Raw genomic sequence first — 23,320 nt, 5'->3', positions numbered from 1 at the left:
GCGCGTGGATTACATTGATACGCTCAGGCCGTCGCCAGCGTCTTTTCGAGCGCCGCAATGAACGCCTCGTTTTCTTCCGGCAGGCCGATCGTCACGCGCAGCCATTGCGGCAGGCCATAGCTGCCCACCGGCCGCACGATCACGCCCTGCTTCAGCAATTCGAGATTCACGCGATTACCCGCGCCGTCGTCGTTACCGACGCGCACCAGCACGAAGTTGCCGTGCGACGGCACGTATTCGAGACCGAGCTTGTCGAACGCTTGCGTCAGACGGAGATAGCCCTGCGCATTCAGCTCGGCGCTCTTTTGCAGGAACGGCTTGTCGTTCAGCGCGGCGATCGCGGCCGCTTGCGCGAGCGTGTTCACATTGAACGGCTGACGCAGACGGTTCATCAGATCGGTCAGTTCCGGCTGCGCGATGGCAAAGCCGACACGCAGACCCGCGAGGCCGAACGCCTTCGAGAACGTGCGCGACACCAGCAGGTTCGGATAGCGGCGCACCCACGCGATCGAGTCATAGCGCTTGTCCGCGCCCAGATATTCCGTGTACGCCTCGTCGAGCACCACGGCAACGTGGCGCGGCACCTTCGACAGGAACGCCTCGATCGTCGCGCCGTCGATGAACGTGCCCGTCGGATTGTTCGGGTTCGCGACGAAAACGAGGCGCGTGTCGTCGCTGATCGCGGCGAGCATCGCGTCGAGATCGTGGCCGTACTCCACGGCGGGCACGACGATCGCGCGTGCGCCGAGGCCTTGCGTCGCCAGCGCATACACGGCAAACGAATACTGCGCGTAGACGACCGACTGGTTCTTCTCGACAAACGCATGCGCGGCCAGTTCGAGAATGTCGTTGCTGCCGTTGCCGAGCGTGATCCAGTCGGCGGGCACGTCGTATTGCGCCGAAAGCGCGGCCTTCAGTTCGAAGGCGTTCGCGTCCGGATAGCGGCCGAGTTCGCTCGCCGCCTGCGCCATCGCCGTTTTCGCGGACTCCGGCATGCCGAGCGGATTCTCGTTCGACGCGAGCTTCACGATACGCGCTTCGTCCAGCCCAAATTCGCGCGCGACTTCCGAAATCGGCTTGCCAGCCACATAAGGCGCGATCGCGCGAACGTAGGACGGACCGAAAGACGTTGTCATGTGTATCTCCGGATAATTCCTGGACTTGCTTATTGGTTGCGAAATAGTTGCGAAACGATGTCGGACGTATCAGCGGGCGCGCGGATACGAGCCGAGAATCTTCAGGAAGTCTGCTTTCTGGCCTAGATCGGCGAGCGCGGCTGTAACGGACGCGTCGTCGCGATGGCCTTCGACGTCGATGTAGAAGTAATACTCCCACGTGCCGACGCGGGCCGGACGCGACTCGAAACGCGTCATCGACACGCCGTGGCGGGCGAGCGGTTCGAGCAGCTTGAACATCGCGCCCGGCTCGTTCGCGACGGACACGATCAGCGACGTCTTGTCGTAGCCGCTCGCGCCCGTCGGCTGCTTGCCGATCATCACGAAGCGGGTGCGGTTGTGCGGGTCGTCCTGGATCAGCGCGTAAGCGACTTGAAGACCGTATTGCGTTGCCGCGCGGTCGCCCGCGATGGCCGCGATGGTCGGATCTTCCGCCGCCATGCGTGCGGCTTCGGCGTTACTCGACACAGCCTGGCGCTCGACATGCGGCGCGTGCGTGGCCAGCCAGCGCTGGCACTGCGCAAGCGCCTGCGCATGCGCGCACACGCGCGTCACACCGGCCAGCCCGCCGTTGAGCGTGAGCAGATTGTGATGGATCGGCAGCGCGAGTTCGCCGCCGATCAGCAGTTGCGTTTGCAGCAGCAGATCGAGCGTGCGCGACACCGCGCCTTCCGTCGAGTTTTCGATGGGCACGACGCCGAATTCCGCGCCGCCCGCTTCGACCGAGCGAAACACTTCGTCGATCGACGAACAAGGCAGCCCTTCGATCGACTGACCAAAGTACTCGTGCATCGCCTGTTCGCTATACGTGCCGGCCGGCCCGAGGTACGCGGCCGTGATGTTCTTCTCCAGCGCGCGGCTCGCGGCCATGATTTCGCGCCAGATCGCGCTGATATGCTCGCCGGCGAGCGGGCCTGCGCTCATATCCTGCAGACGCGCGATTACCTGCTGCTCGCGCTCCGGACGAAACACAGGCGCGTTGAAGTGCTTCTTGACCTCGCCGACTTCGAGTGCGACCGCCGCGCGCTGATTCAGCAGCGCGATGAGCTGCGCGTCGATCGCGTCGATGCGTTCGCGCAGCGGTTTGAGTTGAGAATTGAGTTCGTCGTCCATGCTTCTAAAGGACCGCTTCGAGTCCTGTATAGGGCCAGTTCGGAGAGGATGCGCGCGCTGCGACCGGAAAGATCACGCGCTGCGCTGTTCGAATTCCCTCATGTACTCGACAAGCGCTTTGACGCCTTCGAGCGGCACCGCGTTGTAAATCGACGCCCGCATGCCGCCGACGGACTTGTGGCCCTTCAGCTGCACCAGTCCGCGCGCTTTCGCGCCGGCCAGGAAATCTTCATTGCGCGACTCGTCGGCGAGGAAGAACGGTACGTTCATCCGCGACCGCGCGTTGCGCTCCACCTTGTTCAGATAGAAGCTCGATGAATCGATGGTGTCGTACAGCAGCTTCGCCTTCTCGACGTTGCGTGCCTCGATCGCCGTCAACCCGCCCTGCTTCTTCAACCACTTGAACACCAGCCCAGCGATGTAGATCGCGTACGTGGGCGGCGTGTTGTACATCGAATTGTTCAGCGCGACCGTCTTCCATTCGAATGCCGACGGACACATGGCCATCGAACGATCGAGGAGATCTTCGCGCACGATCACGACAGTCACGCCCGCCATGCCGATGTTCTTCTGCGCGCCGCCAAACAACACGCCATATTTGGCGATGTCCATCGGGCGCGACAGGATGTGCGACGACGCGTCGGCGACGAGCGGAATGTCGCCGAGATCGGGAATCTCGAAGGTCTCGACCCCGTGGATTGTTTCGTTCGTGCACAGGTGCACGTAGGCGGGATCGTCGGACAGGTTCCACTCGGCGCGCGCCGGAGCGCGCGTGAAACCGTCGGCCGTTTCACCGCTTGCGGCAATGTGCGCCGCGCCGTATTTCTGCGCTTCCTTGAACGACTTCTGCGACCAGGAGCCCGTCACGACGAAGTCTGCGCGCGCCTTGCGGCCCATCAGGTTCATCGGCACGATTGCGTTTTCGCCGAGCCCGCCGCCTTGCAGAAAGAGAATCTGATGACTGGCCGGCACCTGCAGCAAATCGCGCAGATCGGTCAGCGCCTCTTCATGGATCGCCATGAACTCTTTGCCGCGATGGCTCATTTCCATCACGCTCATGCCGCTGCCGCGCCAATCGAGCATTTCGTCGGCTGCCTGCTGCAGCACTTCTTCGGGCATGGCCGCAGGACCGGCGGAGAAATTGAAGACGCGCATCGTGAGAACCCTGGGAAGCAGGCACGCGGCATGAGAAAGAGCCGAAAACCGCGCCTGAAAGAAAATGGCCGTCTGCGCGCAAGCGCAAACGGCCATTATCGCATTGACGCTCGAAACCCGCCAAACCCCGGCGTTTCAAGGGAATTAACGCATTCCCTCTCACGCCACCCGTGACAGGCGCTCCGAGCGCCGTTCAGCCTCGTTCGACCTGCTGCTTACTTCGCCGGCTTGACGGAAGCGACTTCCTTGTCAGCCTGGTCGCGCGTTGCCTTGATCGATTGCGGCATGTACTTCTGCATCAGACCGTTCACGACGTCGCGGCCAACCTGGTCTTGCACCTGGATGAACTTGCGGCCCGTCGGGCTCTTGTAGAACGCGGTCAGATCGTTGATTTCCTGCGTGCTGTAGTACTTCGCGTAGGCGTCGTACTGAGCTTGCATGGCATCCTGCTTGAACGAATCCGTAGCGAAGACCTGGCCTGCCGAGTCAACCAGCTTCGGCACAGCATTCTTCTGCAGCGACGGGACGGAAGCCTGCTTTTGCTTGTCCGTCATCGTCTTGTTTTCCGACAGCGCGTCCGACAGGATGGCCGGGACGAGTTGCTTTGCCTGCATCTGCGCGCTGTTGCCGATTGCGCCGACCAGCTTCTGTGCGTCGATCGCGTCCAGCAGATTCTTGATGGCAGCCTGCTTCGCCGGGTCGACGGGGGCAGCGGCAGCCGGAGCAGCCGGAGCCGGCTGCTGGGTTTGCAGCGCTTGCGCCATCGCGAGGGTCGGGACGAAAGCGGCCAGAACCATCAACTGCTTGAAACGTTTTTGCATCACTACTCCCTAAGAGAAATTAACCTAACTGCTTCGCCACGCAGGCGGCGCATCGGCCCGATGCGCTCAACATGCCTGCGCTGCTTTACGCATTACTTGAGAAGCTTCGCTGCGAATCACGACGCTTCGCTTTCGTCACCGCCCGCTTCGTCCGCAGGCGCGTCGGCGTCGCCGTCCACGTCTGCTTCCGCTTCAGCAACCTGCTGCAGACCGGAAAGCTTGGTGCCTTCATCAAGGCTGATGAGTGTAACACCTTGCGTAGCGCGGCCCATTTCTCGAATTTCCGACACACGCGTGCGGATCAGCACGCCCGTATTGGTGATCAGCATGATCTGCGCTTCCGCGTCGACCAGCGTCGCGGCGACCACCTTGCCGTTACGCTCGGACGTCTGGATCGCGATCATGCCCTTTGTGCCGCGGCCGTGGCGCGTGTACTCCGTGATCGGGGTGCGCTTGCCGTAGCCGTTTTCCGTTGCCGTCAGCACCGACTCCTGTTCGTCGCCTGCGACGAGCAGCGCAATCACCTGCTGACCGTCTTCGAGCTGCATGCCGCGCACGCCGCGCGCTTCACGGCCCATCGGACGAACGTCGTTCTCGTCGAAGCGGACTGCCTTGCCCGAATCCGAGAACAGCATCACGTCGTGCTCGCCGTCGGTGATCGCCGCGCCGATCAAGTAATCACCGTCATCCAGGCCGACCGCGATGATGCCTTTCTTCAGCGGACGGCTGAATGCCTCGAGCGGCGTCTTCTTGACCGTGCCGAGCGCCGTCGCCATGAAAATGAACTTGTCCGCCGAGAATTCCTTGACGGGCAGCACGACGGTGATCTTCTCGCCGTCCAACAGCGGGAACATGTTGACGATCGGACGGCCGCGCGAATTGCGCGAGCCCTGCGGCACTTCGTAAACCTTCAGCCAGTAAACGCGGCCGCGGTTCGAGAAGCACAGGATGTGGTCATGCGTGTTCGCGATGAAGAGCGTGTCGATCCAGTCGTCTTCCTTCATCTGCGTCGCCTGCTTGCCGCGACCTCCGCGCTTCTGGGCGCGATATTCCGACAACGGCTGCGATTTCACGTAACCGGAGTGCGACATCGTCACGACCATGTCCTGCGGCGTGATGAGATCTTCCGTGTTCAGCTCGGTCGCGTTCATCTCGATGCGCGAGCGGCGTTCGTCACCAAATTCGCTCTTGATCGAGACCAGTTCGTCGAAGATGATCGAAGTTATGCGCTCGGGGCGCGCGAGGATATCCAGCAAATCGGCGATCTGCGCCATGACGTCACGGTACTCGCTGAGGATCTTGTCCTGCTCGAGGCCCGTCAGGCGTTGCAGCCGCATCTGCAGAATTTCCTGCGCCTGCGTGTCCGACAGACGGTAGAGCCCGTCGACCTGCATGCCGTACGCCGGATTCAGACCTTCCGGACGGTACGCGCTGCGGCCCCCCGACGAAGCATTGTCCGTCTCGGCGCGCTGCAGCATTTCGCGCACGATCGACGAATCCCACGGGCGGTCCATCAACTCCTGCTTCGCGATGGGCGGCGTCGGCGCGGCCTTGATGATCGCGATGAAATCGTCGATGTTGGCAAGCGCGACAGCGAGGCCTTCGAGCACGTGACCGCGCTCGCGCGCTTTGCGCAGCTCGTATACAGTGCGCCGCGTCAACACTTCGCGACGGTGCGACAGGAAATGCGACAGCATTTCCTTCAGGTTCAGCAGCTTCGGCTGGCCGTCGACCAGCGCGACCATGTTCATGCCGAACGTGTCCTGGAGCTGCGTCGCCTTGTACAGATTGTTGAGAATGACCTCAGGCACTTCGCCGCGCTTCAGTTCGATCACAACGCGCATGCCGCTCTTGTCGGATTCGTCGCGAATGTCCGAGATGCCTTCCAGCTTTTTCTCATTCACCAGCTCGGCGATCCGCTCGAGCAGCGAACGCTTGTTCACCTGATACGGCAGTTCGTCGACGATGATCGCCATGCGCTGGCCGCGATCGATCTCTTCGAAGTGCGTGGTCGCGCGCATCACGACCCGCCCGCGCCCCGTGCGGTAACCGTCGCGCACGCCGGCGACGCCGTAGATGATGCCCGCCGTCGGGAAGTCCGGCGCCGGCACGATCTCGATCAGCTCGTCGATCGTTGCTTCCGGATTCTTCAGCAGGTGATGGCAGGCGTCGACGATTTCGGTCAGATTGTGCGGCGGAATGTTCGTCGCCATGCCGACAGCAATGCCCGACGAGCCGTTGATCAGCAGGTTCGGGATGCGCGCGGGCAGAATGGTCGGCTCGTTTTCGCTGCCGTCGTAGTTCGGCTGGAAGTCGACCGTTTCCTTGTCGATGTCGGCGAGCAGTTCGTGGCCGATCTTCGCCATGCGGATTTCGGTGTAACGCATCGCCGCGGCGTTGTCGCCGTCGACTGACCCGAAATTGCCTTGTCCGTCGACGAGCATGTAGCGCAGCGAAAAGTTCTGCGCCATGCGGACAATCGTGTCGTATACAGCCGAGTCGCCGTGCGGATGGTACTTACCGATCACATCGCCGACGATACGCGCCGATTTCTTGTACGCCCGGTTCCAGTCGTTGTTCAGTTCGTGCATGGCGTACAGCACGCGCCGGTGAACCGGCTTCAGACCATCGCGGACATCGGGAAGCGCGCGCCCTACAATCACGCTCATCGCGTACTCGATATACGAGCGGCGCATTTCCTCCTCTAGGGAGATTGGTAGAGTCTCTTTGGCGAATTGATCCATTGTCCGTATCGTTTACGCGCGAAGACGATGAGGGAAACGCGTTCTTCACCTCACCGCTTGGGCCTACCCCTATGCATCTGCGAGCGCAGCGCATCACGCGATTCTACCATGCGCCGCATCCGCTCCCGGCGACATGCGTATACCTATTAGTGGGACGCGCGAAAACGGCACCTGGAAGCGCCTCGCGAGCGTGGTGACCGGGCCCGGAAAATGCTCCCTGTCAAGCCGCCCGAAACGGCCTCCGGCGGGCTCTTGACGAACTTGCCACCTTCTGTTGCGCATGCACCACATTCGACCGGGCGTATGAATAGGGGGCGGATTTTTTTATCGTCGGAAGGGAACGATATGGCAAAATGCCAACGCACAAAGTTAGACACTGCTCGAAGTCTACGCACAGCGTCTTTTGTTCCGCACCGATGTTATACTTCGAGCAATGTATGACTGGTCTTTGTCAACAGGCTCGCAGTAAACCTGCGGTAATCTCAATTTCGAGAGGAGAAATATGAATAAACTTTCAAAGCTCGCGTTCATTGCAGCTACCGCAGTTATGGCTGCATCCGCTATGGCACAGTCGGTGCCGGCGTCGCGACAAGCCACCAACGACAACTGGGTGAACGGCACCGGCGAATACGTGTGGATGAACGGCACGAATGAGCTTTGCTGGCGCGACGCGTTCTGGACGCCGGCAACGGCTAACGCAAAGTGCGATGGCGCACTGGTCGCACAAGCACCGACGCCGCCGGCACCTCCGGCACCGGTTGCTCCGGCTATCACCAGCCAGAAGATCACTTATCAAGCTGACACGCTGTTCGACTTCGACAAGGCAATCCTGAAGCCGGCTGGCAAGGAAAAGCTGGACGATCTCGCATCGAAGATTCAAGGCCTGAACCTGGAAGTCGTCGTGGCCACTGGCTACACCGACCGCATCGGTTCGGACAAGTACAACGACCGTCTGTCGCTGCGTCGTGCACAAGCTGTCAAGGCATACCTGGTCAGCAAGGGCATCGAAGCCAACCGTATCTACACGGAAGGCAAGGGCAAGCGCAACCCGGTTACGACGGGCTGCAACCAGAAGAACCGCAAGCAACTCATCGCCTGCCTCGCACCGGATCGTCGCGTGGAAGTCGAAGTTGTCGGTACTTCGAAGCAGTAAGCTACAAAACACCGCAGTATCCAAAGCCCCGCTTCGGCGGGGCTTTTTTTATGCTCCGCCTGCGCGGCGTCAACCACCGCGCGAGACGAGACACGACAAGCGCGACCGGGCGCTTTTTGCCGCCCCATGCGCAGCCCTATATACTCAGGGTTTCTCCGATCCACCCGCCTTCCCGCCCTCGAGGCCGCATCCGTCATGACCAATGCCGATCCCCACGAACTGCAGAAATTCAGCGATCTCGCGCATCGCTGGTGGGACCCGAACGCCGAGTTCAAACCGTTGCACGAACTGAATCCGGTGCGGCTTAACTGGATCGACTCGCACGCGCATCTCGCGGGCAAGCGCGTGCTCGATATCGGCTGCGGCGGCGGGATTCTGTCGGAGTCGATGGCGACTTTGGGCGCCGATGTGAAGGGAATCGATCTTTCCAATCAGGCTTTGGGCGTCGCCGATCTTCACAGCCTTGAAAGTGGTGTAACGGTAAGTTACGAGGAGATCGCCGCGGAGGCGCTGGCAGCCCGCGAACCCACCTCGTTCGATGTCGTCACGTGCATGGAAATGCTCGAGCACGTGCCCGATCCGTCGAAGGTCGTGGAAGCGTGCAAGACGCTCGTCAAGCCGGGCGGCTGGGTGTTCTTTTCGACGCTCAATCGCAATGTGAAGTCGTACCTGCTTGCGGTGGTCGGCGCGGAGTACATCGCGCGCATGCTGCCGAAGGGCACGCACGACTACGCCCGCTTCATCCGTCCGTCGGAGCTTGCCGGCTTCGCGCGCGCGGCGGATCTGCACACCGTCGAAATCAAGGGCATCACCTACAACCCGCTCACGCGCCATTTCGGCGTGTCGAACGATACCGACGTCAACTACATGCTCGCGTGCCGTCGCGAAGCCTGATCCAGCGCCTACTTCAATGAGCGATCCCACGCCCCTGCCACAGCGCGAAGACGACGAAGCATCGGTCGGTCTTTGCCAGGGCATTCTGTTCGACCTCGACGGTACGCTTGCCGACACCGCGCCCGACCTCGCCGCAGCCGTCAACAAGATGCGCCATGAGCGCGGCCTCGAGATGGTGCCGCTGGAAAAGTTGCGCCCGCTCGCGTCAGCGGGTGCGCGCGGCCTGCTCGGAGGCGCGTTCGGCATCGGCCCCGACCATCACGACTACGCGTCCATGCGCGACGAGTTCTTGGCGAATTACGAAGCGGATCTATGCATCGAAACGCTGCTGTTCCCAGGCATTGGTGACATTCTCGATGACCTCGACGCGCGCGGCGTGCGCTGGGGCATCGTGACGAACAAGGTCGCGCGGCTGACGGAACCGCTCGTCGCCCAGCTTGGGCTGGGCGCGCGTGCGGGCTGCGTCGTCAGCGGCGACACGACGCCGCATTCGAAGCCCCATCCCGCGCCGCTGCTGCACGCCGCGAAGGAGCTGGACCTGCAGCCGGAGCGGATCGTCTATGTCGGCGACGATCTGCGCGACGTGCAAGCGGGCTTTGCGGCCGGCATGGTGACGGTCGCGGCGGCGTACGGCTATTGCGGCAACGACATTCCGCCTACGCAATGGCACGCCCAGCATGTCGTCAAGACGACGGGCGAACTGCATAACCTGCTGCGGGACATCAGTTGACGGACTCATCCGCTACGTCCGGGCGGGCGCGTTCGTTTCGCCGTGACTCGCGAGCGCCGCTACTGTAAAATGATTATGTGAGCCACCTGTGTGGCTCATTCCTTCTGCGGGGGCGACCTGGTTTCGACAGGGGTTGCGAAGCGGCTAGGGCATGTCGAGGCCCCGTAACCTCGTAAATCAGCGGGAAAAACGTAACTGCAAACGACGAAACGTTCGCACTGGCAGCCTAAGGGCCGCCGTCCTCTGCCTAGTTCACTGACGGGCTAGTGTCGCAAGACCGGTAGCAATACCGACAGAGGTCATATACGTCAGTTAAGCCTTGGCGGCGTCACGACGTCCGGGTCGAAAATCTAGTGAATCGCTGTAGCGCAGCGTGTTCGTCCGCGTCGCTCCGGTTAAATCAAAAGACAGAACTAAACATGTAGAACTAGTCGTAGAGGACTTCTGGACGCGGGTTCGATTCCCGCCGCCTCCACCAATATTCAATACGGTGCAGCACGCCGCAGTACGAAAACCCGCACAGCGAAGCGCTCTGCGGGTTTTTTGTTGCCATCGGCCGCGCGGCGAATACGACGGGCGCCGGCTAGGCCACCCTATACCGCGTGTCCCAAGCGCGGGTTTTCGCGCATCCGACATTCGTTCGCGCCCCGTTTTCGACCTTTTCTGATAGTCACTGCGGCTGACCCGACGTCAAATGAACGGCCGTCTCCAAGTCCGACGGCACGCCCTATCCGCCCAGTACAACTAACCAAACGGGAGATGCACAAAATGATCCACACAGACGACCCCATCATGGCCCGCCTCGGTGACGCCACCGACCACGGCGGCAAGATCGTCGAGGCAACGCAGGATCTGACGGATGAAGGTATCGCCATTGCGCTCGACGGTCACCTGGTCGCATGTCCGCGCTGCGGCGGCAAATATCCGATCATCGCTAGCGGACGACGCCGGCACAACGGCAAGCGCATCGCCTACATCGGCGACATCACGACCTGTGGCGCGACGCTCGTCCGCGCGTAACCACGCGCGATACACCCCTTCGCGGCAAAAATAAAGCCCGCGGCAGCATCACGCTGCGCGGGCCACGCGCCGGTCGCACTACGTCGGCAGAGCCAGAACCGTCACGCTGCAGCGCGCACGTACACCTCTTCCGTTTCCTGAATGAACTTGCTGTTGCAGAACTCCCGCTCCGCTTTAGCGCGCGCATGTCGCCCCATCGCGGGTAACTGGCCGCGGTTCGCCAGCATCGCGTGCAGGCGCCCGGTCATCGCCTGCGTGTCGCGCGGCTCGACGATCCAGCCGTCGACGCCATCGTCGACGTTCTCAGGCAAGCTCGCGTACCGCGTGACGAGTACCGGCCGCCCCATCGCCATCATCTCGCGGCACGCGAACGAACTGCTTTCCACCGCGTACGACACCATGAAGCCGGCATCGAACGTCGCGACATAGTCGCGCACATCGTCCGTGAAGCCGCTGATCAGCAGGTGCTCGTTCATGTTCAGCGCTTCGATGACCTTGCGCTGCTCGTCATTCGGCTCCGTGCCGACAACAACCATCACGACCTGTTTGCGCAGATCCTCAGGCAACGCGGCGACGGCCGTCACCATGTCCATCGTCCCCTTGTACCAGTCGAACCCGGTAATCGTGCCGACCACCAGCTTTCCGGCATGCTTCGCACCGAGAAGCGCATCGCGCCTGCGCTCAGCCGCTGCGTCATCGAAAGGCGCATAAAAATGGATGTCGACGCCATTGGGAATCACCGATAACCCGCAATCCGCATACACCGACCCTTCGAGCAATTGCGCCGCCGGCTTCGACACGGCGATCACGTGATGCGTCGCGCGCCGCGCCTTGAGTTTCGTCATGAAGTCGCGCTTGACGCGGATCGTGTTGTGCTTGGTGTACACGCAATACGGCCGCTTGAACGAGGCGAACAGCGTCGCCAGCAGCACGAGCCGATGATCGGGCGAGCCGTTCACATGAACCACGTCGAAGCGCTCACGCTCGAGCAGCGCGCGCAGTTCGCGGATCGCGCCGACAAAGCGCCCGAGTTCCTTGAGCTTGGCGGGAAACTCCATCGGCAGCGCGCGGATATTGGCAACGCCGTTTGCATGCTGCAACAGCCTGCTGGTTTTCGGCGCACCGACGAAGACTTCGTGACGCGCGGCCAGGCCTCGCGCAATAGAAACGACGTACGTGACGTGACCGCCTCCCCGACCTTTATGGAAGTTGGTCAATAGTATTTTCATTCTCGGCATTCCCCGTATGCGAGGGCTTGAATTCGCCGCTCGGCTCGCGTCCAACAGTGCAGGCCGGCGCAATGCAATTTGCATTGCCTCTTGATAGATCAGGGGAATTATACCGTCCGGGGTCGCGCCCTTTTTGGCTTCCGGGACAGCCAAAGCGTGGTCAGATCAGAACGAACAGATATGAAAAGTCCCGCTCTCAAACGAGACGGGCCCTCCTGAACGTATGCGACGGGCGCTTTTCGACAAGCAAGCGATGGAATAACAAGGCGCGCCAGCCGTTTATTCGATGCGCGCACATTCAAAGCATTTAAGGCGCGCACCCACCGAACGATTGCATAAACTCCATACACAACACGTCAGAACAGGAGCCGCATCATGCGCAAGACTCTCCTTCTCATCGCCGCGCTCGCCGTGCAACAGGCCGCCTTCGCAGCGCCGCCGAAAACCATGGACGGACGTTTCGTCGACGCACAGGGACGCACGCTCTACACCTTCGACAAGGACACGACACCGGGCAAGAGCGCCTGCTCGGGCGGTTGCGCGGCGGCATGGCCCGCCGCCGCCGCCGAAGCCAGCGACAAGCCCTCGGGCGACTGGACCTTGATCGACGGCGCGGACGGCCAGAAGCAGTGGGCGTACAAAGGCAAGCCGCTCTACCGTTTCGCGAAGGACGAGAAGCCCGGCGACATGAAGGGGGACGGTTTCAAGGACATGTGGCACACAGCGAAGCCGTAATCCAGCCAGCCGTTTCAATGACGCACGCGACGCCGCAAGGCGCCACGTGCGTTGTGCCATTTACTGATCCTCAGGGCACTTGAGGTTGCAGCCGTTCGGATCGCCGTTGTCACCGCGCTTGCGCAGTTTCGTAGGCTTGTCGCTCTGATATTTCTTCGACGGTGCCGATGCGCCGAACGGCATCTGCGGATGCTCGTTCAGCTTGAACTCTTCGGTCAGGATACCGCCCGGCACGCCCGGCGAATTCTGCGCAAAAGCAACGGACATCGTGGCAAACAAGGCGCTGGCCGTGAGGGCGGCAGCGCAAGCGGGAACGAAATATTTCATATCGAATCGATGCGGCAGACAACGCCGCGCAACTGAGGCGGAATGACGAAAGCGTAGAGATTATCGCAAAGCGCCGCGCCGCGCAGCGTCTGTAAGCTTCTTTCGTTGTTACGGACGCTTACCCTGCACGCTTCGGCGGCCCGAGCCGCTTCAACGTCTCAGGCCCCGCTCTCCTCCAGACCTGCTTCCAGTTCGAGCAGTTTCCCGCAATCGCCGGGATCGTAGCCTTCCAGATGCGCAACGCTCTGCCGGAACGCATTGCCGCGCATCACCGACATCACCGTTGTCAGCGGCTCGCGCTCCAGCCGCGCGCGATCGCAGGCAAAGTAATAATCCTCGTCGACGACCGGGATGAAGTCGAGCCCGAAGTGATGCGCAGCCGGTTCGACGCCGAAGCCGACGTCCGCCATCCCGCTTGCGACGAAAGCCGCGATCGCCGAATGCGTCAGTTCCGTCGACGCATAGCCGTTGACGCGATCCGGATCGACACCGACGCGCCGCAGCGCAAGATCGATCAACATGCGCGTGCCGGAACCATGCTGCCGGTTGACGAAGCGGATGTCGTCGCGCGCGAGGTCGGTCAAGCCGCCTATCCCCTTCGGATTCCCCTTCGCGAGAAACAGCCCCTGCTTGCGCCGTGTCAGATGCACGAGCACATGTCGCTGCGGATCGAGCCACTGACGATACTTGTCCGCGCACACCGCGCGAAACTCGCCGCGCGGCAAATGGAAGCCCGCCAGATCGCACTCGCCGCGTGCAAGCGCCGTGATCGCCTCAGCGCTGTCGCGATATTTGATGTCGAGGGGGACTTCGTCGGCGACGAGCGCCGTCACGAGCGCCGCCACCGCATAGCCATGCGATGCATGAATGCGCACGTCTTCGGCGGGCGGCGCCAGCCAGCGGTTCAGATCGGCGGCGACCTCGCTTGCCAGCGCCTGCATGTTGCCGTCCAGACGCTCGCCGCAAAGTCGTTGCGCGCGCAACACTGCCCGCCCGAGTTCCGAGAGTGCCGAGCCGCGGCCACGCTCTTTCTCGATGAGCGCGCCGCCCAGCTGAGTCTCGATGGCGCGCAGCAAACCCCACGCATGACGGTAGGACAAACCCTTAAGCGCAGCAGCCTGCGCGATGCTGCCTGTCTGGTTCACAAGGGACAGTAGCGGCATAGCGTCAGTCAGGCTGGACGTTTGGCCGTTGCTGTCCCGCACAATGAGCTGCGCCTGGCATTCGATTCGAATCATATATGTTCTAGCAGTTCCTATTGCGAAAGCCGATCCACCCGCCTATCGTTCGCATTGATATATCAAACAAGCAAAGCATAGATGCACGGGTTATGAATAACAAGTGCATATATCGACTTTGGAGGAGCCCCACTGTGGATCGACCGAACGCCATTGCGCCAGACGAACTCGTGCAACGTCACGCACGACCCGGCATGTCGCTGGTTGCGCTACTGCACGCCATTCAGGACGACGTCGGCTTCGTGCCGCCCGACACCGTCGCGCCGCTCGCGCGGACGATGAACCTGTCACGGGCGGAAGTCCATGGCGTCATCACTTACTACCACCACTTCCGCCAGTCGCCGGCCGCGCCCGTCACAGTGCAACTGTGCCGCGCGGAAGCATGCCGCAGCATGGGTACGGAAGCGCTCGCGCAACATATCGAGGCGCGCACGGGTTGCCGCTTCGACGCGCACAAGCACGACGCACACAACCACGACCATGACCACGCCTGCGATGGCGCAGTCGGTCTCGAATCGGTGTATTGCCTCGGTCAATGCGCGCTGTCGCCCGCAATGATGATCAACGGCGAACTGCACGCCAAAGTAACGCCGCAGAAGTTCGACGCCCTGCTCGCAGCGGCAATGAAACGTGTGGAGGAAACGGTATGACGCGCATCTACGTTCCCCGCGATTCCTCGGCGCTGGCGCTCGGCGCCGACGCGCTCGCCACGGCCATCGCCGATGAAGCGAAAGCGCGCGGCATCGATATCGAACTCGTGCGCAATGGCTCGCGCGGTCTGCTGTATCTCGAACCGCTCGTCGAAGTCGAGACGTCCGCAGGCCGCATCGGTTATGCAAATGTCGAAGTGGAAGACGTGGCATCGCTGTTCGACGCGGGCTTTATCGAAGGCAAGGCGACGCACACGAAACACGTCGGCGTCGTCGACGAGATTCCGTACCTGAAGAAGCAGCAGCGCCTGACGTTCGCGCGCATCGGCATCACCGACCCGCTTTCGACCGACGACTACATCGCCAATGGCGGCATCGTCGGCCTGTATAACGCGCTCGCGATGTCCGGTGACGCAGCCGTCGACGCACTGATCGAATCCGGCCTGCGCGGGCGCGGCGGCGCGGCCTTCCCGGCCGGTATCAAGTGGCGCACGGTGCGCGCCGCGAAGGCCAATCAGAAATACATCGTCTGCAACGCGGACGAAGGCGATTCGGGCACCTTCTCCGACCGCCTCGTGATGGAAAGCGATCCGTTCGTGCTGATCGAAGGGATGATCATCGCCGGCATCGTGGCGGGTGCGACGGTTGGCCATATCTACGTGCGCAGCGAATATCCGCATTCGATTGCCACGCTCGAAGCCGCGATCGTCAAGGCACGCGCAGCCGGCTGGCTCGGCGACAGCGTGCTCGGCTCGCAGCATCGCTTCGAGCTGTTCGTCGCGAAGGGCGCGGGCGCGTATGTGTGCGGCGAGGAAACGGCGCTGCTCGAATCGCTCGAAGGCAAGCGCGGCATCGTGCGCGCGAAGCCGCCGCTGCCTGCACTCGAAGGCCTGTTCGGCAAGCCGACTGTGATCAACAACGTGATCACGCTCGCGACTGTGCCTATCATCTTCGCGAAGGGCGCGGCGTTCTATAAGGACTTCGGCATGGGCCGCTCGCGCGGCACGCTGCCGTTCCAGGTGGCGGGCAACGTGAAGCGCGGCGGTCTCGTGGAACTCGCGTTCGGCTGCACGCTGCGCGAGTTGATGTTCGACTACGGCGGCGGCACGGCAAGTGGCCGTCCGGCGCGCGCGGTGCAGGTGGGCGGCCCGCTCGGCACCTATCTGCCCGAGAGCCAGTGGGACATCCCGCTCGACTATGAGGAATACGCGAAGGTCGGCGCTGTCGTCGGTCACGGCGGTCTGGTGATTCACGACGACACGTCGAATCTCGCCGATCTCGCGCAATACGCGATGCACTTCTGCGCGCTCGAATCGTGCGGCAAGTGCACGCCGTGCCGGATCGGCTCGACGCGCGGCGTCGAAGTGATCCAGCGCATTCGCAACGGCGACACGTCGACGAAGCAGGTGCAATTGCTGCGCGATCTGTGCGACACGATGGTGTCGGGTTCGCTGTGTGCGATGGGCGGCATGACGCCGTTCCCTGTCGTCTCCGCCCTCGACCATTTCCCCGAAGACTTCGGTCTCGAAACCGCCATTCCGAAAGCGGCAGCCTGACCAAGGAGCCCAACATGTCCGATCCGATCACCTTCAAATCCGGCGGCTGCGGCTCCGGCAACTGCGCCTGCAAGGCGGGCGCGCTGCGCAACGAACGCGGCCCGATGGACGATACCGACTACGGCACGCCGCTGCGTCATTCCGACGTCGACGTGACGCTCGAAATCGACGGCCAGATGATTTCGGTGCCCGCGGGCACGTCGGTGATGCGCGCCGCCGCCGAGGCAGGCGTCAACATCCCGAAGCTGTGCGCAACCGATTCGCTGGAACCGTTCGGCTCGTGCCGCCTGTGTCTCGTGGAGATCGAAGGACGGCGCGGCTATCCCGCGTCGTGCACGACGCCCGTCGAAGCGGGCATGAAGGTCCGCACGCAAACGGACCGTCTGCAAGGACTGCGCCGCAACGTGATGGAGCTGTACATCTCCGATCACCCGCTCGACTGTCTCACCTGCCCCGCCAACGGCAACTGCGAGCTGCAGGACATGGCGGGCGTCACGGGCCTGCGCGAAGTGCGCTATGGCTTCGACGGCGCGAATCACCTGAAGGACAAGAAAGACGAGTCGAACCCGTACTTCACCTACGACCCGTCGAAGTGCATCGTCTGCAATCGCTGCGTGCGCGCGTGTGAAGAGACGCAGGGCACGTTCGCGCTGACCATCACCGGCCGCGGCTTCGAATCGCGCGTCGCCGCGAGCGAAAGCCAGCCGTTCATGGACTCGGAATGCGTGTCGTGCGGCGCGTGTGTCGCAGCTTGCCCGACGGCGACGCTGTCGGAAAAGAGCATCGTGATGCTGGGCCAGGCGGAGCATTCCGTCGTGACGACCTGCGCGTATTGCGGCGTCGGTTGCTCGTTCAAGGCCGAGATGAAGGGCAACACCGTCGTGCGGATGGTGCCGCACAAGAACGGCCAGGCGAACGAAGGCCATGCGTGCGTGAAGGGCCGCTTCGCATGGGGCTACGCGACGCACAAGGACCGCATCAAGAAACCGATGATCCGCGCGAAGATCACCGATCCGTGGCGCGAAGTCAGTTGGGAAGAAGCGCTGAGCTATGCGGCGTCGGAGTTCCGCCGCATCCAGGAAAAGTATGGCCGCGATTCGATCGGCGGCATCACGTCGTCGCGCTGCACGAACGAAGAAACGTATCTGGTGCAGAAGCTGGTGCGCGCCGCGTTCGGCAACAACAACGTCGACACCTGCGCGCGCGTTTGCCACTCGCCGACGGGCTACGGTCTGAAGACGACGCTCGGCGAATCGGCGGGCACGCAGACCTTCGCTTCCGTCGATAAATCCGACGTGATCATCGTGATCGGCGCGAATCCGACCGATGGCCACCCGGTGTTCGGCTCGCGTCTGAAGCGCCGCGTGCGCGAAGGCGCGAAGCTGATCGTCGTCGATCCGCGCCGCATCGACATCGTCGATACGGCACACGTGAAGGCCACGCATCACCTGCAATTGCGTCCGGGCACCAACGTCGCGATTGTCACCTCGCTCGCGCACGTGCTCGTGTCGGAAGGCCTGCTAAATGAGGCGTTCATCGCCGAGCGCTGCGAGACGCGCGCATTCCAGCACTGGCGCGATTTCGTCGCGCTGCCGGAGAACTCGCCGGAAATGATGGAAAGCGTGACGGGCGTGCCGGCGCAGCAAGTGCGCGAAGCCGCTCGCCTGTATGCGACGGGCGGCAATGCGGCGATCTACTACGGCCTCGGCGTGACGGAACATGCACAGGGCTCGACGACCGTGATGGGCATCGCGAACCTTGCGATGGCGACGGGCAATATCGGCCGCGAAGGCGTCGGCGTGAATCCGCTGCGCGGCCAGAACAACGTGCAGGGCTCGTGCGACATGGGCTCGTTCCCGCACGAACTGCCGGGCTATCGCCATATCAGCGACACGGTGACGCGCACGTTGTTTGAAGGCGAATGGGGCGTGACGCTGCAGCCGGAACCGGGCCTGCGCATCCCGAACATGTTCGATGCGGCACTGCACGGCAGCTTCATGGGCCTGTATTGCCAGGGCGAAGACATCGTGCAGTCCGACCCGAACACGCAACACGTGGGCGCGGCGCTGTCGTCGATGGAATGCATCGTCGTGCAGGACATCTTCCTGAACGAAACCGCGAAGTACGCGCACGTGCTGCTGCCGGGCTCGACCTTCCTCGAAAAGGACGGCACGTTCACCAACGCCGAGCGCCGCATCTCGCGCGTGCGCAAGGTGATGCCGCCGCTCGCCGGCTACTCGGACTGGGAAGTGACGATCCTGCTCGCCCGTGCGCTTGGCTACGAGATGAACTACACGCATCCGTCGCAGATCATGGACGAGATCGCACGCCTCACGCCGACTTTCCACGGCGTGTCGTATGCGAAGCTCGACAAGCTGGGTAGCATCCAGTGGCCGTGCAACGAGAACGCGCCGGAAGGCACGCCGACGATGCACATCGACGAGTTCGTGCGCGGCAAGGGCAAGTTCGTGATCACGAAGTACGTCGCGACGCCGGAAAAGGTCAACCAGAAGTTCCCGCTGATCCTGACGACGGGCCGTATTCTGTCGCAGTACAACGTCGGTGCGCAGACGCGCCGCACGGAGAACTCGCTCTGGCACGACGAGGACCGTCTGGAGATTCATCCGCACGACGCCGAAGACCGTGGCATCAAGGACGACGACTGGGTCGGCATCGAGTCGCGCGCGGGCTACACCGTGTTGCGCGCGAAGGTGGCGGACCGGATGCAGCCGGGCGTGGTCTACACGACGTTCCACTTCCCCGAATCTGGCGCGAACGTGATTACGACGGACAGCTCCGACTGGGCGACGAACTGCCCCGAGTACAAGGTGACGGCCGTGCAGGTGATGCCCGTCGAGCAGCCGTCGCAATGGCAGAAGGAGTACTCGCGCTTCAACAACGAGCAGCTCGAGCATCTCAGCAAGCGTGAGATGGCCACAACGTCAGGCAAATGAGGCAACGCAATGGACGCACATAACCTGGTCGACATGGCAAACCGCATCGGCGATTTCTTCGAGTCGATGCCGGACCGCGACGAAGCGATCGACAATATTGCCGATCATATCCGGCGGTTCTGGGAACCGCGTATGCGGCGCTCGATTCTGGCTACGCTGCATGCGAATCCTGAGGGCGTCGAGCTGGAACTGCACGAGATGGTTCGTGAGGCGCTGGTCAGGCATCGCGAGGATTTGACGCCGAAGGAGGCTGCGCCGGCTTAAGGCGCTTCATTTGCCGGGCGTCGGCCGGCGTTCACGCAATAGCAACAGCACTTGGGCGTTCGTGTCGGAAGCGATGCGGACGCTTTTTTTGGGGTTGTCGTTGTTTTGGGTTTGCTGTTGCTGTCGCTGGCATCCGCGCTATGCCTTCGTACTTCACGCGTTGCCCCTGTGCGGGGCGACGCTTGAAGCACGCTAACGAATCGCGGATGCCAGCGCCAAGTCCGGCAACGCCTTCGCAACAAACACCGCTACCCGGATGCCAGCGCAAAAGCAAAAAAACATCCCAGCACCTGCAACGAACTTGTGCATTGGTGCGTCACGGCGCCGCCGGCTCAGACGGCGCACCTTTCGCGAACCACGCTTCGCAATGCCGCAACAGCCCGTTCAGATCGGAGCCAGGCCGGCCGCGCGCGCAAACATAACCGTCAGGCCGCACCAGATAGAACGAAGGCCGCGTGCGTCCGAACGATTCGCTGAGCGACGGCCCGCCGCCCTCGCCGCTCACATCCGACACGCGCCACACGCGCACCGCACCCGGCAGCAGATCTTCGACGGCGGCGGCGAAACGGTCCAGATCGGCAGCGCGCACGGGCTTGCGATGCAATGACAGTATTTTGCCGTTGCCCATTCCCGGTTCCTCCGGCGGATCGACGAGCAGAAACAGCGAGAAGAACGCCGGGTCGTGCAGATCGAAAATGCAGCCGATGCCGGGCACGCGTCCCAACGGTCCATCGACGACATGCACGAGCGCATCGGGCGCGCGTTCGCCTGCGCGCGGCCCGCCGTCGAGTATGCGTTCGAGCGTCAGCGGCGAGCGCCGGTATTGGATAGACAGTTCGCTGACGGTGAGACGCGCGGCATCACGCAACGGCCCTAGCGCGGCGAGCACGGGCATCACGCGCTCGCGCAGCAGCTTGAGCGGCCCGTGGTCCGCTTCCGCCATGTGCGTGACGAAACTCGTCTGCCGCAGCACGTCGCGTTCAATCGGATGACGTTCGAGATGGTACGTGTCGAGCAGCCGGTCGGGCGCGTCGCCCTTCAGCACACGCGCGATTTTCCAGCCGAGATTGAACGCTTCCTGAATGCCCGTATTCATCCCCTGCGCGCCCGCGGGACTGTGCACATGCGCAGAGTCGCCCGCGAGGAACACGCGCTGCGCGCGCAGTTGCTCGACCATGCGGCTATTCAGATGAAAATAGCCGGACCACGACAGGCTGCTCAGTTCGACGGGATGATGAATACGGCTCTTCGCAATCAGCCGGCATTCGTCGAGCGTAGGCGCGGGAATCGACGCAAGCGGCGCCGGGTCGCCGCTCGACGCTGCCTCGGCCGGCTCGCGCGCCGGCATCGCGGGATGATCGGCAATCAGCCGATGCCGGCCCTTGCCCATCGGAAAGAGCGCCGCCAGCCCCGCGCCCGACGCGAAGATATGAAACTCGTCGTCGGACCAGCCGGTATCCGCTTCGACGTCGGCGAGCAGGAAGGTCTGCTCGAAGGTCTTACCCGCGAAGCTCATGCCGAGCCGGTGACGGATCGCGCTGTGTGCGCCGTCGGCGGCGATCATGTACGACGGGTGCAGCGTCTCGATACGGCCGTCCGCGCGTTGCAGTGTCGCGTTGATGCCCGCCGAGCCCTGCGCGAACATCGTCAGCTCGACGCCACGTTCGACGTGCACGCCGAACGTCGCGAGATGCTCCGTCAGCAGGCGCTCAGTGACAGACTGATCGAGAAACAGCAGATACGGATAGCGCGTTTGCAGCGGATCGAAATCGAGCCGCGTCAGCCGATGCCCGTTCGAATACAGATTAGCGGTACGCGCGCGATGACCGAGTTCGAGAAACCGTTCGACGAGGCGATGTTGCTCCAGCAGTTCGAGCGTGCGCGCCTGAATGCCGATCGCGCGCGAATGCGGATCCGCTTGCTGCGCCTTGTCGATGAGCCGTACGGGCACCTGGGCACGCGCAAGACTCATGGCTGCCGCCAGCCCCGTCGGCCCCGCGCCGACGATCAGCACGGGCGGCACGTCGAAGGAAGCACCCGTCATGCAGACCTCCGCAGTCGGACATGCTCATTAGTGTACGCCGAGCATTCCGCTAGCTGCGGTGTGGCCGACGACGCGGCGCATCAAACCCGCATCAGCCATGCGACTTATCGCTCAGTGCGCGTGCGGCGCGCGATCGAGCGAACAGCGGTGCTGCGTCGTGCCCATGTCGACCTGCAGCGTCGCGTGGTGCATGTCGAACTCCGCGCGCAGCGTGCCGACGATCCCGTCGATCACCATGTCGCCCGGATGGCCGTCCGGAATCACGAGATGCGCGGACAGCGCGTTACCCGTCGTCGACAGCGCCCATACGTGCAGGTCGTGCACGTCGGTGACACCGGGCTGCGCGGCGAGATACTCGCGAATTTTCTGCACGTCGACGCCGGGCGGCACGCCGTTGAGCGCGAGCTTGATGGAATCGCGCAGCAGGCCCCACGTGCCGTACACGATCACCGCGACCACGACGATGCTCATCACCGGGTCGAGCCATGTCCAGCCGCTGAAAAGAATGGCGAGGCCGCTAACGGCAACCGCGGCCGACACGGCCGCGTCGGCAGCCATATGCAGAAACGCGCCGCGAATGTTCAGGTCGTCTTCCTGGCCGCGCATGAAAAGCCATGCCGAGAAACCGTTCACGACCATGCCGACGAGCGCGACGATGAACACGTCGAGACCCGCGACGGGCGACGGATGAAACAGCCTGCCGACCGCTTCCGCGACGATCACACCGCACGCGAACAGCAGCAGCCCCGCATTGAGCAGGCTCGCGAGAATCGACGAGCCGCCGAGGCCGAACGTGTAGCGCGCGGACGGGCGGCGCGTCGCGAGCCAGGTTGCGCCCCAGGCGAGCAGCAGTCCGAGTACGTCGGAGAGATTGTGTCCGGCGTCGGCGAGCAGCGCGGTCGAATTGGCGAGCACGCCGTAGATCGCCTGCACGACGACGATCGTGACATTCAGCACGACGGCGAGCGCGAACGCGCGTCCGTGGCCTGACGCGGGCGCGTGATGGTGGTGATGCCCACCGTGCCCATGATGATGCGCGTGCGACCCCTTGTTGCCCGCTTCGTGCGGTTCGTGGTCGTGCGCCGCGTGATCGCACGCGTCCGTGTGCACATGCGCGTCGGACTTCGGCTGATGCTGCGGCGTCGTGCCGTTGGTCTGATGAGCGGTGTATTTCATGCGTGATCCTGCGTGAGGTCGGCGGCGGATTCGCTGACGGGTTCGGCGACGTGCTCGAGCATGTCGGTCAGCATGCCGCTGATGTGGCCGTCGGCGGCGACGTAGAAAACCTGCTTGCCCTGCCGCTCCGCGCGAACGATGCGCGCCGCCCGCAACAGCCGCAGATGATGGCTGACGAGCGAAGGCGACAGATTCAGCGATTCGGCGATCGCGCCCACCGCGCGCCGCTCGTCGACGCAAGCGAGCACGATGCGCAGGCGCGTCGGGTCGCCCAGCAGGCGGAACAAATCGGCGATCTGCACGACACGGTCGTCGGTATTCAGAGAGAGCACGGTAGACATT

Annotated in this window: 20 protein-coding genes and 1 other RNA gene; 10 read left to right on the top strand and 11 right to left on the bottom strand. The window is 62.9% G+C overall.

From position 1 onward, the window contains the following. Positions 1 to 23 precede the first annotated feature (23 nt). The 5 genes from hisC to gyrA all read right to left on the bottom strand — a co-directional run bounded on the left by hisC (position 24) and on the right by gyrA (position 7,008). Complete coding sequence (gene hisC, locus C2L64_RS04125; protein ID WP_090838121.1) at positions 24 to 1,136, bottom strand: histidinol-phosphate transaminase; 1,113 nt, start codon at positions 1,134 to 1,136, stop codon at positions 24 to 26. Between the two features lie 69 nt (positions 1,137 to 1,205). After that, the gene (gene pheA / locus C2L64_RS04120; RefSeq protein ID WP_007576436.1) at positions 1,206 to 2,288 is read right to left on the bottom strand and encodes a prephenate dehydratase; all 1,083 of its coding nucleotides are present in this window, start codon (positions 2,286 to 2,288) and stop codon (positions 1,206 to 1,208) included. A gap of 72 nt (positions 2,289 to 2,360) precedes the next feature. Continuing rightward, positions 2,361 to 3,443 (bottom strand): 3-phosphoserine/phosphohydroxythreonine transaminase, encoded by a 1,083-nt coding sequence (gene serC, locus C2L64_RS04115; protein WP_090838123.1) that lies wholly within the window; start codon positions 3,441 to 3,443, stop codon positions 2,361 to 2,363. A gap of 215 nt (positions 3,444 to 3,658) precedes the next feature. Continuing rightward, complete coding sequence (locus C2L64_RS04110; protein ID WP_007576434.1) at positions 3,659 to 4,264, bottom strand: DUF2059 domain-containing protein; 606 nt, start codon at positions 4,262 to 4,264, stop codon at positions 3,659 to 3,661. A 116-nt stretch (positions 4,265 to 4,380) separates the two neighbouring features. Further along, on the bottom strand, positions 4,381 to 7,008 hold the full coding sequence (gene gyrA, locus C2L64_RS04105; protein ID WP_007576433.1) for a DNA gyrase subunit A: 2,628 nt from the start codon (positions 7,006 to 7,008) through the stop codon (positions 4,381 to 4,383). Between the two features lie 502 nt (positions 7,009 to 7,510). On the opposite strand from gyrA, the gene ompA reads away from it, so the two are divergent. The 5 genes from ompA to C2L64_RS04080 all read left to right on the top strand — a co-directional run bounded on the left by ompA (position 7,511) and on the right by C2L64_RS04080 (position 10,805). Continuing rightward, positions 7,511 to 8,161 carry an outer membrane protein OmpA gene (gene ompA, locus C2L64_RS04100; protein WP_007576432.1) on the top strand — a complete coding sequence of 217 codons (651 nt, stop codon included), beginning with the start codon at positions 7,511 to 7,513 and terminating at the stop codon, positions 8,159 to 8,161. Positions 8,162 to 8,356: 195 nt separating this feature from the next. Next, positions 8,357 to 9,055, top strand: a complete 699-nt coding sequence (ubiG, locus tag C2L64_RS04095) for a bifunctional 2-polyprenyl-6-hydroxyphenol methylase/3-demethylubiquinol 3-O-methyltransferase UbiG (protein ID WP_007576431.1) — start codon at positions 8,357 to 8,359, stop codon at positions 9,053 to 9,055. Between the two features lie 16 nt (positions 9,056 to 9,071). Continuing rightward, positions 9,072 to 9,785 (top strand): HAD family hydrolase, encoded by a 714-nt coding sequence (locus C2L64_RS04090; protein ID WP_007576429.1) that lies wholly within the window; start codon positions 9,072 to 9,074, stop codon positions 9,783 to 9,785. Between the two features lie 108 nt (positions 9,786 to 9,893). Continuing rightward, positions 9,894 to 10,263: a transfer-messenger RNA gene (ssrA, locus tag C2L64_RS04085) on the top strand. Between the two features lie 290 nt (positions 10,264 to 10,553). Further along, positions 10,554 to 10,805, top strand: a complete 252-nt coding sequence (locus C2L64_RS04080; protein ID WP_079489334.1) for a PAAR domain-containing protein — start codon at positions 10,554 to 10,556, stop codon at positions 10,803 to 10,805. Between the two features lie 101 nt (positions 10,806 to 10,906). Here C2L64_RS04080 and C2L64_RS04075 read toward each other — a convergent pair whose 3' ends face one another. After that, positions 10,907 to 12,034: a glycosyltransferase family 4 protein gene (locus tag C2L64_RS04075; protein ID WP_090838125.1), complete on the bottom strand. Its 1,128-nt coding sequence runs from the start codon at positions 12,032 to 12,034 to the stop codon at positions 10,907 to 10,909. A gap of 375 nt (positions 12,035 to 12,409) precedes the next feature. Between C2L64_RS04075 and C2L64_RS04070 the strand changes: the two genes are divergently transcribed. After that, entirely contained in the window at positions 12,410 to 12,769 is a 360-nt protein-coding gene (locus tag C2L64_RS04070) for a COG4315 family predicted lipoprotein (protein ID WP_090838127.1), read from the top strand. A gap of 60 nt (positions 12,770 to 12,829) precedes the next feature. On the opposite strand, the gene C2L64_RS04065 is transcribed toward C2L64_RS04070, so the two are convergent. Next, on the bottom strand, positions 12,830 to 13,096 hold the full coding sequence (locus tag C2L64_RS04065; RefSeq protein WP_079484565.1) for a hypothetical protein: 267 nt from the start codon (positions 13,094 to 13,096) through the stop codon (positions 12,830 to 12,832). A 158-nt stretch (positions 13,097 to 13,254) separates the two neighbouring features. Then, entirely contained in the window at positions 13,255 to 14,334 is a 1,080-nt protein-coding gene (locus tag C2L64_RS04060) for a substrate-binding domain-containing protein (protein ID WP_007745725.1), read from the bottom strand. A gap of 194 nt (positions 14,335 to 14,528) precedes the next feature. Between C2L64_RS04060 and C2L64_RS04055 the strand changes: the two genes are divergently transcribed. The 4 genes from C2L64_RS04055 to C2L64_RS04040 are packed head-to-tail and all read left to right on the top strand — an operon-like array spanning position 14,529 to position 19,758. Beyond that, positions 14,529 to 14,984, top strand: a complete 456-nt coding sequence (locus tag C2L64_RS04055) for an NAD(P)H-dependent oxidoreductase subunit E (RefSeq protein ID WP_407671760.1) — start codon at positions 14,529 to 14,531, stop codon at positions 14,982 to 14,984. After that, positions 14,981 to 16,540 carry a formate dehydrogenase beta subunit gene (locus tag C2L64_RS04050; RefSeq protein WP_090838129.1) on the top strand — a complete coding sequence of 520 codons (1,560 nt, stop codon included), beginning with the start codon at positions 14,981 to 14,983 and terminating at the stop codon, positions 16,538 to 16,540. The genes C2L64_RS04055 and C2L64_RS04050 overlap by 4 nt, the downstream gene beginning before the upstream one ends. Positions 16,541 to 16,554: 14 nt before the next feature. Then, positions 16,555 to 19,494: a formate dehydrogenase subunit alpha gene (gene fdhF / locus C2L64_RS04045; RefSeq protein ID WP_007576513.1), complete on the top strand. Its 2,940-nt coding sequence runs from the start codon at positions 16,555 to 16,557 to the stop codon at positions 19,492 to 19,494. A 9-nt stretch (positions 19,495 to 19,503) separates the two neighbouring features. Next, complete coding sequence (locus tag C2L64_RS04040; protein ID WP_007576511.1) at positions 19,504 to 19,758, top strand: formate dehydrogenase subunit delta; 255 nt, start codon at positions 19,504 to 19,506, stop codon at positions 19,756 to 19,758. Positions 19,759 to 20,074: 316 nt separating this feature from the next. On the opposite strand, the gene C2L64_RS04035 is transcribed toward C2L64_RS04040, so the two are convergent. The 3 genes from C2L64_RS04035 to C2L64_RS04025 all read right to left on the bottom strand — a co-directional run bounded on the left by C2L64_RS04035 (position 20,075) and on the right by C2L64_RS04025 (position 23,319). Beyond that, on the bottom strand, positions 20,075 to 21,802 hold the full coding sequence (locus C2L64_RS04035) for an FAD-dependent monooxygenase (protein ID WP_090838131.1): 1,728 nt from the start codon (positions 21,800 to 21,802) through the stop codon (positions 20,075 to 20,077). 111 nt (positions 21,803 to 21,913) lie between these two features. After that, positions 21,914 to 22,978 (bottom strand): cation diffusion facilitator family transporter, encoded by a 1,065-nt coding sequence (locus C2L64_RS04030; protein WP_007576507.1) that lies wholly within the window; start codon positions 22,976 to 22,978, stop codon positions 21,914 to 21,916. Next, entirely contained in the window at positions 22,975 to 23,319 is a 345-nt protein-coding gene (locus tag C2L64_RS04025) for an ArsR/SmtB family transcription factor (RefSeq protein ID WP_007576505.1), read from the bottom strand. The genes C2L64_RS04030 and C2L64_RS04025 overlap by 4 nt, the downstream gene beginning before the upstream one ends. Position 23,320: the final 1 nt, after the last annotated feature.

Origin of the sequence: Paraburkholderia hospita (assembly GCF_002902965.1) — a bacterium.
Classification (GTDB): domain Bacteria; phylum Pseudomonadota; class Gammaproteobacteria; order Burkholderiales; family Burkholderiaceae; genus Paraburkholderia; species Paraburkholderia hospita.
Note: the sequence above shows the minus strand (reverse complement) of the source record. Positions and strands in the feature narration are given on the sequence as shown.

Bases quoted from the DNA above. Each gene is read 5' to 3' on its own strand.
- C2L64_RS04080 (WP_079489334.1), top strand. From the start codon at position 10,554: ATGATCCACACAGACGACCCCATCATGGCCCGCCTCGGTGACGCCACC.
- C2L64_RS04050 (WP_090838129.1), top strand. From the start codon at position 14,981: ATGACGCGCATCTACGTTCCCCGCGATTCCTCGGCGCTGGCGCTCGGC.
- fdhF (WP_007576513.1), top strand. From the start codon at position 16,555: ATGTCCGATCCGATCACCTTCAAATCCGGCGGCTGCGGCTCCGGCAAC.
- C2L64_RS04110 (WP_007576434.1), bottom strand. From the start codon at position 4,264: ATGCAAAAACGTTTCAAGCAGTTGATGGTTCTGGCCGCTTTCGTCCCG.
- C2L64_RS04035 (WP_090838131.1), bottom strand. From the start codon at position 21,802: ATGACGGGTGCTTCCTTCGACGTGCCGCCCGTGCTGATCGTCGGCGCG.
- C2L64_RS04060 (WP_007745725.1), bottom strand. From the start codon at position 14,334: ATGATTCGAATCGAATGCCAGGCGCAGCTCATTGTGCGGGACAGCAAC.
- gyrA (WP_007576433.1), bottom strand. From the start codon at position 7,008: ATGGATCAATTCGCCAAAGAGACTCTACCAATCTCCCTAGAGGAGGAA.
- C2L64_RS04025 (WP_007576505.1), bottom strand. From the start codon at position 23,319: ATGTCTACCGTGCTCTCTCTGAATACCGACGACCGTGTCGTGCAGATC.
- C2L64_RS04090 (WP_007576429.1), top strand. From the start codon at position 9,072: ATGAGCGATCCCACGCCCCTGCCACAGCGCGAAGACGACGAAGCATCG.
- C2L64_RS04065 (WP_079484565.1), bottom strand. From the start codon at position 13,096: ATGAAATATTTCGTTCCCGCTTGCGCTGCCGCCCTCACGGCCAGCGCC.
- ubiG (WP_007576431.1), top strand. From the start codon at position 8,357: ATGACCAATGCCGATCCCCACGAACTGCAGAAATTCAGCGATCTCGCG.
- C2L64_RS04055 (WP_407671760.1), top strand. From the start codon at position 14,529: ATGTCGCTGGTTGCGCTACTGCACGCCATTCAGGACGACGTCGGCTTC.
- C2L64_RS04040 (WP_007576511.1), top strand. From the start codon at position 19,504: ATGGACGCACATAACCTGGTCGACATGGCAAACCGCATCGGCGATTTC.
- C2L64_RS04030 (WP_007576507.1), bottom strand. From the start codon at position 22,978: ATGAAATACACCGCTCATCAGACCAACGGCACGACGCCGCAGCATCAG.
- pheA (WP_007576436.1), bottom strand. From the start codon at position 2,288: ATGGACGACGAACTCAATTCTCAACTCAAACCGCTGCGCGAACGCATC.
- ompA (WP_007576432.1), top strand. From the start codon at position 7,511: ATGAATAAACTTTCAAAGCTCGCGTTCATTGCAGCTACCGCAGTTATG.
- hisC (WP_090838121.1), bottom strand. From the start codon at position 1,136: ATGACAACGTCTTTCGGTCCGTCCTACGTTCGCGCGATCGCGCCTTAT.
- serC (WP_090838123.1), bottom strand. From the start codon at position 3,443: ATGCGCGTCTTCAATTTCTCCGCCGGTCCTGCGGCCATGCCCGAAGAA.
- C2L64_RS04070 (WP_090838127.1), top strand. From the start codon at position 12,410: ATGCGCAAGACTCTCCTTCTCATCGCCGCGCTCGCCGTGCAACAGGCC.
- C2L64_RS04075 (WP_090838125.1), bottom strand. From the start codon at position 12,034: ATGAAAATACTATTGACCAACTTCCATAAAGGTCGGGGAGGCGGTCAC.